The 16,013-nt window shown below is 69.9% G+C and carries 12 protein-coding genes; all 12 read right to left on the reverse strand.

All coding sequences use genetic code 11. From position 1 onward, the window contains the following. Positions 1-145: 145 nt before the first annotated feature. Positions 146-664, reverse strand: coding sequence for a flavin reductase family protein (locus tag ACZ561_RS12085; RefSeq protein WP_470992860.1), 519 nt, complete (start codon positions 662-664; stop codon positions 146-148). A 488-nt stretch (positions 665-1,152) separates the two neighbouring features. Further along, on the reverse strand, positions 1,153-2,328 hold the full coding sequence (locus ACZ561_RS12090; RefSeq protein ID WP_470993009.1) for a 3-deoxy-7-phosphoheptulonate synthase: 1,176 nt from the start codon (positions 2,326-2,328) through the stop codon (positions 1,153-1,155). Positions 2,329-2,429: 101 nt separating this feature from the next. Next, entirely contained in the window at positions 2,430-3,800 is a 1,371-nt protein-coding gene (locus ACZ561_RS12095; protein ID WP_470992863.1) for a salicylate synthase, read from the reverse strand. Positions 3,801-4,369: 569 nt separating this feature from the next. Further along, complete coding sequence (locus ACZ561_RS12100; RefSeq protein WP_470992866.1) at positions 4,370-4,885, reverse strand: flavin reductase family protein; 516 nt, start codon at positions 4,883-4,885, stop codon at positions 4,370-4,372. 713 nt (positions 4,886-5,598) lie between these two features. Next, the gene (locus ACZ561_RS12105) at positions 5,599-6,969 is read right to left on the reverse strand and encodes an MFS transporter (protein WP_376438174.1); all 1,371 of its coding nucleotides are present in this window, start codon (positions 6,967-6,969) and stop codon (positions 5,599-5,601) included. A 241-nt stretch (positions 6,970-7,210) separates the two neighbouring features. Further along, the gene (locus ACZ561_RS12110) at positions 7,211-8,059 is read right to left on the reverse strand and encodes a class I SAM-dependent methyltransferase (protein ID WP_470992869.1); all 849 of its coding nucleotides are present in this window, start codon (positions 8,057-8,059) and stop codon (positions 7,211-7,213) included. Continuing rightward, the gene (locus tag ACZ561_RS12115) at positions 8,056-9,342 is read right to left on the reverse strand and encodes an FAD-dependent monooxygenase (protein ID WP_470992872.1); all 1,287 of its coding nucleotides are present in this window, start codon (positions 9,340-9,342) and stop codon (positions 8,056-8,058) included. Before ACZ561_RS12115 ends, ACZ561_RS12110 begins: the two co-directional genes overlap by 4 nt. Positions 9,343-9,376: 34 nt before the next feature. Then, positions 9,377-10,462, reverse strand: coding sequence for a monodechloroaminopyrrolnitrin synthase PrnB family protein (locus ACZ561_RS12120; protein ID WP_470992875.1), 1,086 nt, complete (start codon positions 10,460-10,462; stop codon positions 9,377-9,379). 228 nt (positions 10,463-10,690) lie between these two features. Then, a complete protein-coding gene (locus tag ACZ561_RS12125; RefSeq protein WP_470992877.1) occupies positions 10,691-12,385 on the reverse strand; it encodes a fatty acyl-AMP ligase in 1,695 nt (564 codons plus the stop codon). Beyond that, complete coding sequence (locus ACZ561_RS12130; protein ID WP_470992880.1) at positions 12,382-15,111, reverse strand: aminotransferase class III-fold pyridoxal phosphate-dependent enzyme; 2,730 nt, start codon at positions 15,109-15,111, stop codon at positions 12,382-12,384. The genes ACZ561_RS12125 and ACZ561_RS12130 overlap by 4 nt, the downstream gene beginning before the upstream one ends. Continuing rightward, entirely contained in the window at positions 15,108-15,383 is a 276-nt protein-coding gene (locus ACZ561_RS12135; protein ID WP_470992883.1) for an acyl carrier protein, read from the reverse strand. Before ACZ561_RS12135 ends, ACZ561_RS12130 begins: the two co-directional genes overlap by 4 nt. A gap of 57 nt (positions 15,384-15,440) precedes the next feature. Further along, complete coding sequence (locus ACZ561_RS12140; protein WP_470992886.1) at positions 15,441-16,007, reverse strand: 4'-phosphopantetheinyl transferase superfamily protein; 567 nt, start codon at positions 16,005-16,007, stop codon at positions 15,441-15,443. Between the last annotated feature and the right edge of the window lie 6 nt (positions 16,008-16,013).

The raw sequence follows: 16,013 nt of genomic DNA on the forward strand, positions 1-16,013 counted from the left end.
CGGACACGTCTGTGCGGCAGGCGGACGCGGCGGAGCCTGCGGGGGGACCGACTGCGAACGCCGGTCGAACAAGGAGGGGTTGGGGAGCTCCCGTGAGTGACCTGTCATCCGTGTGCGGCCCGGCGATGGGCGGACACGGCAGCCGTCAGGTCGCTTCCTGGAGAGCGCGCAACGCCCCACGGAAGAAGACAAGCGGTTGCTCGAAACGCGTCGGCAGTCCCATGTCCAGCACCTCGCTGACGAAGATGGTGTGGTCACCGACCTCGGACGCGCTGACCACGCGACAGGAGAGGAATCCCAGCGCGTCGTCGAGGACGGGCGTCCCCGTCGCGGAGGGGCTGTGCGCCACGTCCCGCAGCGACGCCGTCGCCTTCGCGGCGAACTTCCGCGCGAGCACTTCCTGTTGCGCGGAGAGGAAGTTGACCACGTACGCGCCCGTCCCCTCGATGATCGGGCGCAGTCGGGAGTCGTTGTGCAGGCAGATCAGCACCAGCGGCGGATCGAGGGAGACCGAAGTGAAGGAGTTGACCGTGGTCCCGGCCGCCTGCGCACCGGTTCCGCTGGTGATCACCGTCACCCCGGTCACGAAGTGACCGCAGACACGACGGAGCATCGCCGTATCGACGGGTCCGGCCTGGTTCGGCTTCTGAGTGTCCGGCTGCATCAGTCACATGGCCTCTCGGGGCAGGGAGGGCGTTTGACGCCTTCCTCGGCTGGATATGCACACCATCTGTTCCTGCGAGGTGGAATTCCCCGGCTGAAGCCGCTCCCCCTTTCCTTCGGTCTTCGCGCAGGTCGACCAGCCGCCCGATGCTTCTCGGCCGGCTTCTCTCGCCATTTCTGCGATCAGAAAGGAGAATTCGACGACATGCGCTCGATGAGGTTGGCCCTGATCCTGTGACCGTCCCGCCACAGGATGGCACGCACCGAAGATAGCCACGCCACCTCAGAGCTGTCATCAATTCGATCACCAGTGGGGTCAACTGGTGAGAGAGACAGAAAGGGCCGTGAGGAACGCATGGGCCCATGAGGAATTCACATGCCGCCCGACAAGTCGGAAATCACCACCTGGCGGACCGGCCGGGGGAAGAGCCGAGGCCCTCGCGATGAAGGCCTCGGACGGTGTAGCCCCTCCTCATGCGCCACGACGCGTCAGCGGCGCCGGCCGTGCCACGCGGAGGCCACGTCGAGCGCCTGCCGACGATTGAGTCGCGGGTCGCACAGCGTCGTGTACGTCCCGTCCGGCCGCCCCGGCCTCTCCGGCCCGGACGCCTCCGCCACGCACTCGGTCACCGCATGCGGCGTCGCCTCCAGATGCAGTCCTCCCGCGACCCCCTTCGCCGCGACGACGGCGTCCTGGAAGCGGACGACCTCTCGTACGATCTCGTCGACGCCGCGGGTCTTCAGCCCCCCCGGTCCGGTCACGGTGTTTCCGTGCATCGGGTCCGACAACCAGCTGACCGGATGCCCCGCGGCCCGTACGGCGGACACCAGTCCCGGCAATCGCTCGGCCACGGTCCCGGCGCCCATCCGGGCGATCAGGGTCAGTCTGCCGGGCACCCGGTCCGGGTCCAGCAAGGCGCACAGGCGCACCAGTTCGTCCGAGGAGCAGGACGGGCCGACCTTGCAGGAGACGGGGTTGTCCACGGACGCCAGCAGACGCACGTGCGCCCCGTCGGGCTGTCGGGTGCGCTCGCCGATCCACGGCCAGTGCGTCGAGGTGAGCAGCAGCCTGCCGTCGATGCCGCGGCGCACCAGGGGGAGCTCGTAGTCGAGGACGAGTGCCTCGTGGCTGGTCCAGGTTCGCGCTTCCGGCGCCCCGGCTCCCCCGCCGCCGCGAAGCCGCAGGGCGGCCACGGCCATGGCGGCGGCGTCGTAGCACGCCACCATCCGCGAAGGCTCCGGGCGCCGGGCCAGGGCATCGGGCTCGGGAGCGTTGACCAGGTGGCCGCGGTAGACGGGCAGTCGCCCGTCGGTACGTTCCATGGGCCGGGACCGGGGCTTGGCGAACTGGCCGGCGATGCGGCCGACCCGCAGAACGGGCATGCAGGAGCGGGCTCGCATCGCCTCGGCGAGCTCGTCGAGCAGGTCCGCCTTGCGCAGCACCGGTCCGGCGGCGCATTCCGCCGGGTCCTCTGCGCAGTCGCCTGCCTGCATCACGAGGTACCGGCCGTGCGCGACCTCGGCCAACAGGGCGCGCAGCGTGTCCACTTCATCTCTGCTGACCAGCGCCGGGCTGTTCGCGAGGGCGTCACGCGCCGAGGCGAGCCGCGGATGGCCGGTCCAGTCGGGCTGCTGCTCGGCGGGCAGCGCGCGCCGGCGTCTCATCTCGTCCGAGGAGAGCGCGACGCCCTCGTCCTCGGCGAGGAGCAGGGCAGCGCTGCTGTCCGGTACGGCGTGCCCATTCCGCGCACGGGAGGACGTCGCCGTCATGCGTGCGCCTCTTCGGCCATCGCCCCGGAGGCGACGCCTACGGGCTCGACGGCCGGCACCAGGAAGCGCCCGATGCTGCCCATCTTCTCGCAGGTCTCCTCCAGTTCCCGCTCGGGGCGGGAGTCCCCCACGATGCCCGCGCCCGCGCGCAGCCACGTGCGTCCGTTCTGCCGGTAGACGCTGCGCAGCACCAGGGCGGCGTCCATGGCCCCGTTCTGGTCCAACGTCAGGACGGCTCCGCTGTAGAGCCCCCGCACCTCGGACTCGTTGTGGCGGATGCTGTCGTACGCGGCCTCCTTGGGCACACCCGATGCGGTGACGGCGGGAAAGACCGCGCTGAAGGCGTCCCAGGCGTCCCGACCGGTTTCGAGCTGCCCGCTCACCCGGGAGGCCAGGTGCTGCACGGTGCCGCGCTCCCTCACGGCCATGAACTCCTCGACTCCGACGGTGCCGGGGGCGCACACGTCGAGCAGCTCGTCGTACGCGACCTTCACGGAGATCGCGTGCTCGAATATCTCCTTGGGATCGGCGAGGAGATCTCCGCGGAGTCGCTCGTCCTCGGCCCGGTCCCCCGTCAACGCCCTGGTTCCGGCGAGGGGTTGGCTGACCACGCGTCCGTCGGCGTCGATGTGGGCGACAATCTCCGGGCTGAAGCCGGTCGCCTCGATGCCGCCGAGGCGGAGCAGGAAGGAACGTGCGGGGCTGTTGCCGCGCCGGCCCGCCAGGTACGTCCCCACGAAGTCGACCTCGAAGTCGACGGGCACCACCCGGGAGAAGATCACCTTCTGGAGGTGCTGGTCCTGGATCGCCTCGACCGCAGCACCGACCGACCGGCGGTAGGCGTCCGCTCCGGCCTGCCGCACGTCCACGGGGTTCGGTTCGGTCCGGAACTCGTCGTTGTCCTTCATCAGGGCGTCCAGGGCGGCCGTGAGGGTGGCCTGGTCCGCGGAGCGCAGATGGGCCTCGCCCTCCTCGATCCTGATTTCGGTGTGGGGTACGACGAGGTGGAGCAGGCGCTGGTCACCGATGTGCCGCACGTCCCCGTCCTTGGCGTACGACAGCTCGAACGTCGCCCAGCCGTAGGCGCGCCAGTCCTTGATCCGTACGGCGTCGAGAAGGTCCTGCACCTGTTTCAGTGGACAGCCGTCCCACGGCAGCATCACTTCTTCCTGCTGGCGCAGCCGTGCGCCGGTGCGGTCCAGGGTGACCTCGGCGAAGGAGCCGCCCGCATAGGACCACGTACCGCTGTTCTCGTACACCACGTAGTCCGCGTGCAGGCCGGACGAGGCCAGGCGGGCGACGGCGGTCATGGGGTCCGAGACCAACCTCAGCCGCGTCTCGAAGTAGTGCCTGGGGAACTGGTTCATCGCGAACGTCCTTTTCTCGAAAGTCAAAAGGGAAATGCGAAGCGGAAAGTTCACCGCAGGCCGACTGGCGGCACCGCGTGCGCGACGGCACCGGGTTCCGGGCAGGCGCCGAGTGCGGCCGGTCCCGGGACCCGGCAGTTCTCGGGGCGCCCGTGGACGGCGACCGCTTCCGGCCCGAGCCACAGCCGTGGACGGCGAGCGGTGCGAGCGGGACGCCCGGCCGGAGACGATGAGTGCGAAGGCGGCCCGGAGGTCGGGTGAATGCCGCTCGGTGGAGAGTGCGTGGACCGGTATCCCGGGGAGGGGCACCGGCAGCACGGGTCACGAGGTCATCCGCACCTGCTCGGCGCGGGCCGCGGTGAGGGACGGGTCACCGCGTACATCAACGCGCAGAACAGCGCGGTGAGGCCGAGGATACACACGATCCCGTCAACTGGGGTCGGTTCCCCGGTGATTGTGTTCGCATCCGGCCCCGCAGACTTCGTCTCCCGGTCCCGCGGACACGGAGGTGTCCCCCGAACACGGGCGTGCCCGGGTGCGGTTCAGCACCCGGGTCACAGGTCAACCGGTCAGGCCGTGCCCAGGGCGGCAGCCAGCAGGCCGCAGCGCAGTACGGGCCTCAGGAGGACGTGGCGCACATCGGCGAAGAGGGTGACCTGATCGCCGTGGGAGGAGTGCCCCATGATCACGCAATTGGCGACCGCATGAGCGTCGGCGCGCAGGTGGGGTCCGGTGGCACCGCGCGGTACGGTCCAGTCGATACGGTCGAAGGCGTCGGACGCCTCGGAGGCGAACCGCTCAGCGGCCGTCCGGGCTCCTCGGCGAAGGACGTTGAGGGCGAACTCACCGACGGTGAGCGCCGCGTGGGCCGTTGGGCTTCCGCTGTGCAGGCTCACCAGGATGGTGCCCGGATCGCGGGCGACCGTCGCGAGGAACGTGCACTTCGTACCCCAGGGGCGGGCCTCGGTGTCGAAGGCGGTGGCGACGCCCACGCCCGTGCGCATGCGTGCCGTCAGGTACTTCATGCCGTCGGCGCCGGCCGGGCGCATCCTGTTGACCGCGCGCGTACGCGCTGCTCGGATCATACGAATCTCCACGCTCTGCTCGTCGGACGGGTACGGGGCGTGGGACACGGTGCCGCAATCCGGTCGGCAGTTCCCCTGCGACGAGTGACTCGACCCCGGAAACTCGCGTCGTTCATGGCACTCTCCTGAGCTGCGGCGGCGGATATCTTCTCGGATGTTCGCTCGGGCTGCCATCGTGCCGGGAGTTTCTATCGGGGCGGAATGGAGCCTTATCCCGACTGTATCTCACATATGTCCCGCAGGCCGTTACTACGACTATTTCGTACGACTCCTCATTTTCGGGAGAACTTCGCAGGTCCCGCGCAGGACCCGCGGCAGGACGAACGGTGGCGGACCACGCCGAGGCCCGGACCCGTCCACCGCCGGGGCGACGGCCGGTCGAACTCGGCGTGATCGAGGGCGGCATCCGTCGTCACCGGCCGGTGGCACGGCCGGTGACGACGGATCACCGCACTGCGGCCGACGGTTCACGGAGCCGCGATAGGTGAAGTACGGAATTCCGACCGGAAGGCACGAGCCGAATTCCACCGTCAGCCTCAGCCGAACAGGGGGAATGCCCTCGACATTGCCAAGGAATTCACGCGGTGACAAACAGCCACCGCATATGTGCGCGTGCGATTCCCCGGTACGGACTTCCCATGCCGAGGATTCCGGCAGGGAGCCTCATGAGGGGATCGGCCCGTGCCTGCGGGAGGTCTTCTCCCACCCGGGCGTCAGTGCTGCCCGGCTCCGTCCGCGTCGGGGACGGTGCGGGGCAGCACCGCGAGAGCGACGAGGACGCCGGCCACCACGATCACGGCGCCGATGGTCATACCGAGCGCGTAGCCGTCCGCGAGGGCCTCGAGCGTGCCGGAGTCTCCGGTGCGCGCGTTGGCGGCGGTGCCCAGGGCCGCCAGCCCGAGTGCGGCGCCGATCTGGCGTGAACTGTTGAGCAGACCTGAGGCGGCGCCCGCCTCGTGGGCCGGGACGCCGCCGGTGGCGAGGGAGGCGATGGGGCCGAGACAGAGCCCGATGCCGATGCTGGCGACGAGCGAGGGACCCAGAACGTCGGCGGCGAACGAACCGTCGGCGGTGAAGAGGCTGAACCAGGCGAATCCGATCCCCGTCAGCACGCCGCCGATGGCCAGCACCATCCGGGGGGCGAGACGGCCGCCCAGCTTGATGGCGAGAACCGACCCGACGACGACACCGAGCGCGAAGGGCAGGAATTCGAGACCGCTGCGGGCGGGACCGCTGCCCAGCACGCGCTGGAGGTAGAGGGAGATGAAGTAGAAGGCCGACGCCATGGCGCCGCCGAGCAGAAGGATGAAGAGGTTGGCGCCGACGACCGAGCGGTGGGTGAACAGACCCAGCCTGATCAACGGGTCGCGTGAGGTGGTCTTCTCCACGTAGAGGAAGGCGGCCAGCAGGACGACGGCCGCGGCAAGCGTCAGGAGGGTCGTCGACGAGGTCCACGGGTACTGGTCGGTGCGGACGACGCCGAACACGAGCAGGCTCATGCCCGCGGTGGCGAGGACGGCGCCCAGCACGTCCGGGCGACCGCGCTCGGCCGTGGGCCTGTCGGCGACGATGCCGCGCCAGGCCAGGGCGATGGCGACGACCACCATCGGCACGTTGATGAACATCACCCACTCCCAGCCCACGTACTCGGTGAGCAGGCCACCGATGAGGACACCGAAGGCGGCGCCCGCGGCGTTCATCGCGCTCCATACGCCGAACGCCTTCACGCGTTCCTTCCCGGACGGGAAGGTCGCGGTCAGCAGTGCCAGCGCGGCCGGGGCCAGCGCGGCCGCCCCGATGCCCTGCCCGGCGCGGGCGGCCACCAGATGCCACGGTTCCGTCGCGAAGCCGCCGGCGAGGGAGGCGATGCCGAACAGGCAGAGACCCAGCAGCACGAGCCGCTTGCGGCCGAACAGGTCGGCGATCTTGCCGCCCAGGAGGAGCAGTCCGCCGAAGGTGAGGGCGTAGGCGTGGATCACCCAGGTCAGGCCGACTTCACTGAAGCCCAGGCTGGTGCTGATCTGTGGGAGTCCGACGTTCACGACCGACAGGTCGAGAGACACCATGAACTGCACGACACTCACTGCGGCAAGCGTGAGTCCCGGCCGACCACCCCCACTGGTGGCCGGCGTCTCCTTTAACGAATCCGTATTGGTCACAGTGCCTCAGTCCTCGGTCGTCGCGCGTATCGGTGGAGTTTTCGAACACATTCAGAAATTGACATCTGGGCAGTGTACTGTCGATCAAATAGCCTGAGAAGTACGCTAATTGAGCCAACATATCGCGCTTGGATTCCGCCCTCGACCGCACCGCGGTCGGTGAGTCTCAGGCGAGGTGTGCGCGGACCACCCAGTGGTGGTCGTGGGGCGGGCAGAGCCGCTCGGGCGGAGCCGGCAGCCATGCGCAGGCATCAGCGGCGAGCCGGCTCAAGGTGTACGCCTCGGCGCGCCAGCCATGGCGACCGAGGAGACCGCCGAAGTCGTCCGGTCCGGGCCGGAGCGCGGACCCCCGGGACTCCATGAACGCGAGGAACCGCTCGTTGGCCGCGTCCTCGACGTAGGCGGGGTGCGGTGCGTCGACGAGCAGCACGGAGCCGCTGCTCGACAGCTCCCCGATACGGGTGAGGAGCCGGGTGAAGTGATCGACTCCCAGGTAGGGCATGAGCCCTTCGACGATCCACACCGCAGGTCTGTCGGGTGTGTAGCCCGCGTCCTTCAGCCGCCGCGGCCACGTCTCGCCGCGGAGGTCCTCGCTCAACGCCACCCGATGGCACCTGAGCTGGTCCCGGACCGGACCCAGCAGCGCCTCCTTCGCCGCCAGCTGACCCGGCAGGTCGATTTCGAAGAACCGGGTACGGGCGGGTAGTCCGAGGCGCCAGGCCCGCGTGTCGCTGCCCGCCGCCAGGCACACCACCTGCGTGATGCCGTCGGCGACGGCCTGTTCGACTGCGATGTCGCCGAACCGGCCCCGCACGATCACGGAGCCGATCGTGCCGCCGACGGCCAGCGCCTCCTCCGCCATCCGCCTCGACCGCGGCGTGCTCAGCAGCATCGCGTGATAGTCCGTCAAGTACCGGTCGGGACGGTCGTTCTCCATGGCCCTGATGACGGCGGTGATGAAGCTGGTCTCCTTGACGGCTTCGTCCCTGTCGCCGCGCCGGTCCGTATCCGTCACCCTGCGCTCCCGTTGTTGTGCCGCATTGCCGGCTGCCGACGTCGGCGGACAGAGAGCGAGGGCCGCGAGTTGACCCAGTCCTGATCGAACTTCCCTGTCGCCGCATAACTGCGGGAGATCTCCGCGAGTTCCTCCTCGCTGAAGACGTCCCCTATTCTCTCGAATCCCCGCGGGGCCCTCTGGTGCGCCAACGTGAGCACCCTCTCCGGACCCATGAACCGATTGATCCGCTGCAGTTCCGCCATCTGGGGCAGGCGCTCGGCCTCGTAAGCGCTCAGGGCCTCGCCCGCGTCGGACTGCGAGGCAAGGTGCCACGCGAGCACCCGCGCGTCGACGATCGCCTGCGTGGCGCCGTTGGACCCGGCGGGGTACATCGCGTGGGCGGCGTCGCCCAGGAGCGTCACGCGGCCGAACGTCCACCGCGGGACGGGGTCTCTGTCGATCATCGGGTACGTGTGGATCCGCTCGGTGTCCCCGATCAGGCGGACCAGGTCCAGGTCCGGCGGCGACCAGCCGCGGAACTCCCGCAGGAGGACCTCCCGCATCCCGGAGACGTCCTCCCGGGGTAGCGAGCGCCCTGCGTCGGCGGTGGGGGCGGAGAAGGCGGCGACCCAGTTGATGAGACATCTACCCCTCGTACCGTGGTCTATCGGGTACAGGACGAGCCGCTTCCTGTCGTCCCCCAGTACGGTCATGGAACGTCCGGTCAGGAACCCGCTGCTCCAGGCCGTTCCCCGGTACAGCGTCATGCCGTTGGTGCGGGGAGGGCCCTCGGAGGGATAGAAGGCCGCGCGCACCGCCGAGTGGATGCCGTCCGCCCCGATGAGTACATCCGCCTCCACCGTTCGCCTTGCGCCGTCCTCGCGCATGAAGACACCGCGCGCTTCGTCCAGGCCGACGAGCCGGGCGCCGGTGACGATCGCCCCGTCACCCAGGCGGCGTCGCACCTCCGCCGCCAGTACTCCGATGAGCCGAGCTCGGGATATCGAGACCTGGGGCCATCCGTAGCCCGCCGACAGTCCTCGGTCCTCCCGCCACACCACGTCGCCCTGCGGGCTGCACATCAGCAACTCGCGTGTCTGGACGCCTTGTTGTCGCAGTTCATCCAGGAGTCCGAGCTCCGCCAGCTCGCGCACGGCATTGGGCAGGATGTTCAGACCGAACCCCTGCGTGCTCAGGCGGGGTGCGGCCTCGAAGACGGTGACGTCCTCGAACCCCGCGGCGTGCAGACCTATCGCGGTGGCCAGTCCGCCGATTCCGGATCCGACAAGGGTGATTCTCATCGCCCGCTCCCTCTCCGGGGGTTTGACCGTGACGTCACGGCGCGGCCGCCCGGCCCATCCCGGCGTGCGTCTGCCGGGTGAGGGTCATAATCGCGTCGAGCAGTTCCGTGCTTGCCCCGCCACTGCCCCGTTCGTAGAGCCGCACATCCTCGTGATAGGCGCGCCGCGCCATCACCAGGTGCTTGCCGCGGAACGAGATCAATACCCTGAGCGCCTCCCCCAGCGCCCGCGAGCCGGCCTGCACGTGCAGTGACTCGTCCGGTGTCAGGGGTTCGCCGAGGGCCGCGGCGAACCGGGTGACCAGGGACGGCTTCGCTCTCCATTCCTCGTACCGTTCCCGCCAGCCGGGCAGCGTGTGCGAGGCGAACTCCTCACAGAACGCCAGGTACTCCTGGCTGCCCCCGTCCGATGCCCACAGCAGCAGGTCGATCAGGAAGAGAGGGACATGGGCGGCGGCCGGGCCCATGTACGTGCGTCCTGCCACGCAGACATCGTCGAAGTACGGTCGCAGCTCGCGGGCGAAGAACTCGTGGGAGACGTCCGCGAGTACGGCCCTCATCACCGTATCGACCACGTTGACGCACGCGATGAAGGACGTCCAGTCACCCGTGTACCCGGGACTGCGCGGGTCCGCCTCGGACAGGGAACGGCCGATGTCGAGCGCACGCGCCAGTTCCGGTACGCATGTCCGCACCGCGTCGATGAGAGCGCGCTCCATCGGGTTCCCGGTGTAGAGCCGCTCGCGCTCTCCCGTGGGGTTCCAGCAGGTGTAGTGGTAGACCGTGTCGCGCGGGATCATGCACGTACGCCGTCCCAGCAGTTCGAACGGCCCGGTGGCGCCCGCGACGACATCGAAGGCCACCACTCCGTGCCTCTTGAGGCTGCCGAGATACATACCCAGGTCACGCATCGCGGCGAGGCATTCCGGCAGCGTGAAACCGGCGATGCGCTGCTCCGTGGGGAGAGCCTCGCCCAGGACACGCGCCAACGCGTCGACGTCCGCGGCTTCGTTCATCTTGGGCAGGCGTCGCAGGTCGACGTCGAGGTTCAACGGATCGAGCCGTCCGACCTGTGCGTTGAACTCCTCGGAAGCCACGTCTATGTGTGTGCTGAATGGCATGTGCACCAACTCCGGTGTGTGTGTCCCTGGGCCACGTGGCGTCGAAGAGGGGGTGTGCGGGCCCGTGGACGGCGACGCCGCACCCGGTGGACGGTCGTCGGAACCGGAAGTCGAGTGAGGGAACCCTCGGATCCGCGCCGGTGCCCCGGCGGCGGTCCGCGGATCCCCTCACCGCGAGCCGCCCTCCCGCCGGCCCACGACCTTCGTACGCCACCGCGGGCACCGGACTCAGGACGAGGGCACCCATCCTTCGACGAACATCTCGCGCGCCTTCGACCGCTGCAGCTTCCCGCTGGTGGTCTTGGGGATACTGCGCTTGGGGACCAGGTGGACCGCGGCCGCCCGGACGCCGGTCCGCGAGCCGACGGCGGCCACGACGGACATGCGCAGTGCGTCGTGCCGGTCCTCCTCGAGCTCCGTCTCGACGATCAGGTGCAGGTCCTCCGAGCCGCTGCGGTGGTCCCAGTACCCGACCGCGATCACCGCGCCGAGGCGCACGCCGGGCACGGTCTCGGCTGCCTGCTCGAAGTCCGAAGGGAAGTAGTTGGCGCCGCGGATGATGATCAGGTCCTTGGCCCTGCTGGTGATCCTCAGCCGGCCGCCCCGGAGATAGCCGACGTCGCCGGTCTTCCACCAGTCCGGCCCGTCGATGGACGCGTCGGTCGCCTCCGGCAGGTCGAAGTAGCCGGCCGTACGCGACGGGCCGCGGAACTGGATGTGCCCGATCTCGTTCTCGCCGAGAGTGCGGCCTTCGCCGTCCACGACGCGGACTTCCGTGTCCGCCACCGGCTCACCGCAGTCCACTATCTGCAGCGCGTCCGTGTTCCGCGGGTCGACGTCGACCGCCCGTGCCTCGGAGACGGCGGCCTGCCGGTCGATGGAATCGTAGGTCAGCGGCTCCTCGGGGCGTGCCGTGGTGATGGCGAGGGTGGCCTCCGCCATTCCGTAGCCGGGCGTGAAGGTGTCGGCGGGCAGCCCCCAGGCGGCGAAGCGTTCGACGAAGCGCCGCGCGGTGGCCGGCTGGACAGGTTCAGCACCGCAGAGCGCCATCCGCCAGGACGAGAGGTCCACGCCTTCGAGCTCCTCGTCGCGCACCCGGGCGGTGACGTAGCCGTAGGCGAAGTTCGGGCCCGTCCCGAACGCGCCGCGGTGGGTACTGATGAGCCGCAGCCACTCCGCCGGGGAGCGCAGGAACCGGGTCGGCGGCATGAGCACCGTGTCCGCCCCGGCGTAGATCGGGCACAGGACCCCGGTGATGAGCCCCATGTCGTGGTAGAGCGGAGCCCAGCTGACCATCGTGTCCTCGGGCGTCCACGTGAAGTTCCCGATCAGCTGCGCGCAGTTGGTGGCCAGGGCCTCGTGCGAGATCATCACACCCTTGGGGGTGCCCGTGGATCCGGAGGTGCACTGGATCAGTGCGAGGTCGTCACCCTTCGGCAGGCGTACGGGCTCCTGCGGAGCGTCACTGGCGGTGGCGCGCGCGTACAGCTCGGCTCCGTCGAGCAGCCGGGTGCCGCCGGGATGGGGAAGGTCCTCGATCACCGCCGCGGTGGTGATGATCGCGGCGGGGCGCAGGTATCCCACGAGGTCCTTCAGCTGGGCCTCGAACCCGGCCGCGCCTCCGAAGGCGACGGGCAGCGAGATCGCCGTCGGTACGGCCCCGAGCAACTGGATCCCCAGGAAGGAGGTGACGAACGGCGCGCCGGTCGGCAGGCAGATCAGCACCCGGTCGCCGTGGCCGACACCGCCCTCCTTGAGGGTCGCCGCACACCGCGCGGCGGTTTCGAGGAGGCCGTCGCAGCGCAGCGTCTCCTCCCTGCCCGGTTCCGGTACGAGGGTCACCTTCGACCCGTCCGGACCTCGTTCCGCCTCCGCCGCCAATGCGTGCAGGAGGCTGGGGGAACGCCGACGAAGCATGGTCATCCGAAGTTCTCCTCTAGAGCGCTGCTGAGTGGATCGACGGTCCACGGCTGTACCGAAACGTCGTCGGCGGCGATGCGGGCGGGGAGCAGCCCGTGTCGTACGGACAGATCTCGGGCGGCCAGCACGCCCGCCGAGGAGAGCCCGCCGTAGGAAGGGCTCGGGGCATCGGGTTCGAAGCCGAGCAGGATGGTCTCGGCCAGGCAGGAGTAGAGGATGCCCGGCGGCAGCGTGATGCCGGGGAAGTGGGGAGTCTGTCCGTCGGGCAGCCGGATCCGTCCGCCCGAGACCAGTTCGACGTTCGGCAGGCCCTCCACCGCCGGGTGCACGTCGCCGGGGACGGCGAGGTCGCAGACGAGGACGTGCCGGTCGCCCGCGAGGTGGTGGGGCAGGATCACCGGGTCCGCCGCGTTGGTGGCGCTGACCACGATGGGGCAGTCCCGCAGAGCGGCGAGGTCCTCGGCGACCGACACGTCGACCAGGTGGGAGAGCCGGTCGGCGACCGTCGCGAGTCGTCGTGCCGAGCCCGGCCGGCCGACGAGCACCAGCGAATCGCAGTGCGGGGCGACGAGTTCGGCCATCACCGCGCCGATGTTGCCGATTCCGCCGACGACGCCGACGCGGCGCTCACCGGGGGCGGAGCCGGCCAGTCGCAGCCTCAACAGGTCGTAGGCGCAGGCGGCGGTCAGCGAGTTGCCCGAGGTCACCCTGACCCGGCTCTCCACCACGTCCCGTCCCGCGTTCGTCACGATGGAGGTGTGGCCGCCGAGGCCGATCACCTCGGCCCCGAGCGAGACACTCAGTTCCACCGCGTCGAGCACCGTCCGGCGCAGCCAGGCCCCTTGGCCCCTGCGCAGCGACTCGTTGGCCTGAGCCGCGGTGAACGGCGCCGCCACCATGATGACTTCGGCCTCTCGATCCGCCCCGGACGTGACGCGGTGCCGGGTGACCTCGAACGGATCGAGTTCGCCCCGCATCCGGTCGAGCGCCGCCTCGCACTGCTCGTCGGTCCATGCCGCCAGCTCCGGCGCCATGGACGTCAGCTTGCCCGGCACGTCGAGATTGGCGAGGAACGCGACGCGCGGCACGTTCCCACGGCTCCCACCGGAGGGCACCAGCCGGTCGCGGCGTGGCAGCGGAACGTGCTGAGGGGGCTGCCAGGCGGTGTCCGTCGGCTCCGTCAGGTGTGCGAGCAGGGTCGCGTAATCACCGCGGGAGAGCAGACCCGCGACATCGTCGAACGCGGCCACGATACGGTCCACGTCTGCGGGCTCCAGCAGTGCCGACGGCTCGACGCGGAGGGTCGTGGGCGCGGATATGGTCGGGATGACTCTGATCCGGTGCTCGCGCAGCAGCCGGCCGGCGATGAGGTAGCCGAGCGACTCGCTGCTGAACACCTCGCGCAGCATCCCGGAATCGGGCTGCGGGAGGGCGAATTCGACGCCCAGGAACAGCCCGCGCCCCCGTACCTCCACGATGGCGTCCGGCCAGCGGGCGGCCATGCCCGCCAATCGGTCGCGAAGCAGCGTGCCGGTCTCCACGATGCGCTCGCGGTATGCGAGGGAGAGGTCCACCGCCGCCTTGGCGATCGACGAGGAGAAGTCGTCGTCGGCGAAGGTGGAGAGGTGGTGGCGACCGAACTCCGCCACGTACAGGTCCGCGGCGACGAGCAGTGCCGAGACCTTGGCGAGTCCCCCGCCGAGCGCTTTGGAGAGCAGGTAGTAGTCGGCGACCACACCGGAGTCCTCGGAGGCGAGGAACGTGCCGGTGCGCCCCATACCGCTCTGGATCTCGTCGAACACCAGCGCCGCCTCGTGCCGGTCGGCGAGCTCCCGCAGGGCGCGGAGGGTTTCGGTGGGGACCTCGTGCACCCCGGCCTCGCCCTGGATGGGCTCGACGAAGCAGGCGGCCACCGGCGACAGGTGACGGACGTCGGAGTGGGGCACACCGGCGGCGTCGACGCGTACCGAGTGGACCGGTACGCGCTCGGATTCGAGCGCGGCCATCACAGCCTCGGGGTTCCAGTCGTCGAGCCGCCGGTGCCGGGGTCCCGGCACACGCAGGTCGGACGGCACGTTGCCGCTGTGCGTCAGCGTGCCGGCGGCGGCCGATTTGCCGTGGAAGGCGTTGCGCAACGAGGCGAAGACCGGGTCCGTCTCCCGCATGGTGACGATCCGGTCGAGGGCCTCGCTCAGCACCTCGGCGCACGGGCGTCCCTCCGCGGGCCCGCTCGCGCACGGGACGCTCGCGAGTCCGTCGCGGCGCACGCGCCGCAGGGCGACCTCGTACTCCTCCTGAAGCGCGCCGAGTCGGCGCCTGTGCGCGACCGTGGCGTGCTTCACCGCGGCTTCGACCGCGTCGGCGCCGCCGCTGCCGAGGGTGACCACGTACCGCGCACCGGTCGTGGCGCCGACGACATCGGACAGCCGCTGCGCCAGAGAGGCCGCCGCCGGGCGGACGCTGCACTGGGCGTTGAAGGGGATCTGGGCGTCGAAGCACCGCCGGGCCACATCGACCAGCTCCGGGTGGTTGTGCCCGAACAGCGACGCACCCGCGCCACCGACGAGGTCGAGGACCTGGTCGCCGTCCGGCGGATCGTCCGCTCCGTCCTGCGGTTGCAGGACCAGGTGGTCACCCTGGCCGGCCCGGTATGTGACGTCCAGATTGAGCGCGCGGAAGATCCTGGCGAACTCCGGGCGGAGGAAGCGCGCGAAGGGAGTATCGCTCATGCGTCGTCACCCCCCTGCCCGACCTGCACGCTGAGAGACAGGGAGACCTGCTCCACGACGTCACGCAGCGTCCGCATCTCGGCGGCCTGTTCGTCCGAGATCCGGATGTCGAACGCGGCTTCCATCTCGACCACCAGACTGATGGAGCGGATGGAGTCGAGACCGTAGTTGACCAGCGGGGCTTCCGGGTCGAATTCGGTCACCTGGAGCTCGCGCCGAAACATCGGTTCGACGATCTCAAGAATTTCGCGGTTCATTGCTTCCTTCTCCATTCGAACGCTCATCGTTCGGCCGGTGCGGGCTCGGCAGGCCGGGACGTGTCGCGCGGTTCATCGCCGTATCGCGACGGCGAACGAAAGATCTGCCTCGGAGCGAACCCACACCGATGCCGGTTCGCCGCGGTACGAAGCGATCAACACGTCGCCGGCCCGGCGGAGTTCGATCCGCCAGAACGTGAAGGCACCGAGGGTTCCCATGCTGCTCAGGGCCTTGAAGGCCGCTTCCTTGGCGACGAACAGATCGCGCGCGGTGTACCCCCCGGGCGATCCGAGCAACGTGCGCCGCTCGCGCTCCCCCAGAACGAACCCGGCCACGCGAGGGGTGACGACCCCGCTCTCGATGTCGACGCCGACCGCCTCGGCCCCGGGGACCACCACCGCGACCGCCCAGCGCTCGGTGTGGGAGATGGAACCGGCGAATCCCCCGGGGAATCGCGGTCTCCCGTCGGCTTCACGGGGAACGGTCCGGTCTGCCGACCCGGCGGAGGCGAGGGCCGTGGCCGCCGCGCGACGCCCCGCCGCGGACTGCTCAGCAGGTCCATAGGGGCGCGCCACCGGGTGGAACACGACCGTCGCCTCCGGACCGACTCCCTCGGGGGGATCCCACCCGACAGCCACCGTGTG

This window comes from Streptomyces sp. NPDC039609 (assembly GCF_055596705.1).

Coding starts and splice junctions, on each gene's coding strand:
- ACZ561_RS12100 (WP_470992866.1), bottom strand. CDS start 4,885: ATGATCCGAGCAGCGCGTACGCGCGCGGTCAACAGGATGCGCCCGGCC.
- ACZ561_RS12120 (WP_470992875.1), bottom strand. CDS start 10,462: ATGCCATTCAGCACACACATAGACGTGGCTTCCGAGGAGTTCAACGCA.
- ACZ561_RS12130 (WP_470992880.1), bottom strand. CDS start 15,111: ATGAGCGATACTCCCTTCGCGCGCTTCCTCCGCCCGGAGTTCGCCAGG.
- ACZ561_RS12095 (WP_470992863.1), bottom strand. CDS start 3,800: ATGAACCAGTTCCCCAGGCACTACTTCGAGACGCGGCTGAGGTTGGTC.
- ACZ561_RS12085 (WP_470992860.1), bottom strand. CDS start 664: ATGCAGCCGGACACTCAGAAGCCGAACCAGGCCGGACCCGTCGATACG.
- ACZ561_RS12090 (WP_470993009.1), bottom strand. CDS start 2,328: ATGAGACGCCGGCGCGCGCTGCCCGCCGAGCAGCAGCCCGACTGGACC.
- ACZ561_RS12135 (WP_470992883.1), bottom strand. CDS start 15,383: ATGGAGAAGGAAGCAATGAACCGCGAAATTCTTGAGATCGTCGAACCG.
- ACZ561_RS12115 (WP_470992872.1), bottom strand. CDS start 9,342: ATGAGAATCACCCTTGTCGGATCCGGAATCGGCGGACTGGCCACCGCG.
- ACZ561_RS12125 (WP_470992877.1), bottom strand. CDS start 12,385: ATGACCATGCTTCGTCGGCGTTCCCCCAGCCTCCTGCACGCATTGGCG.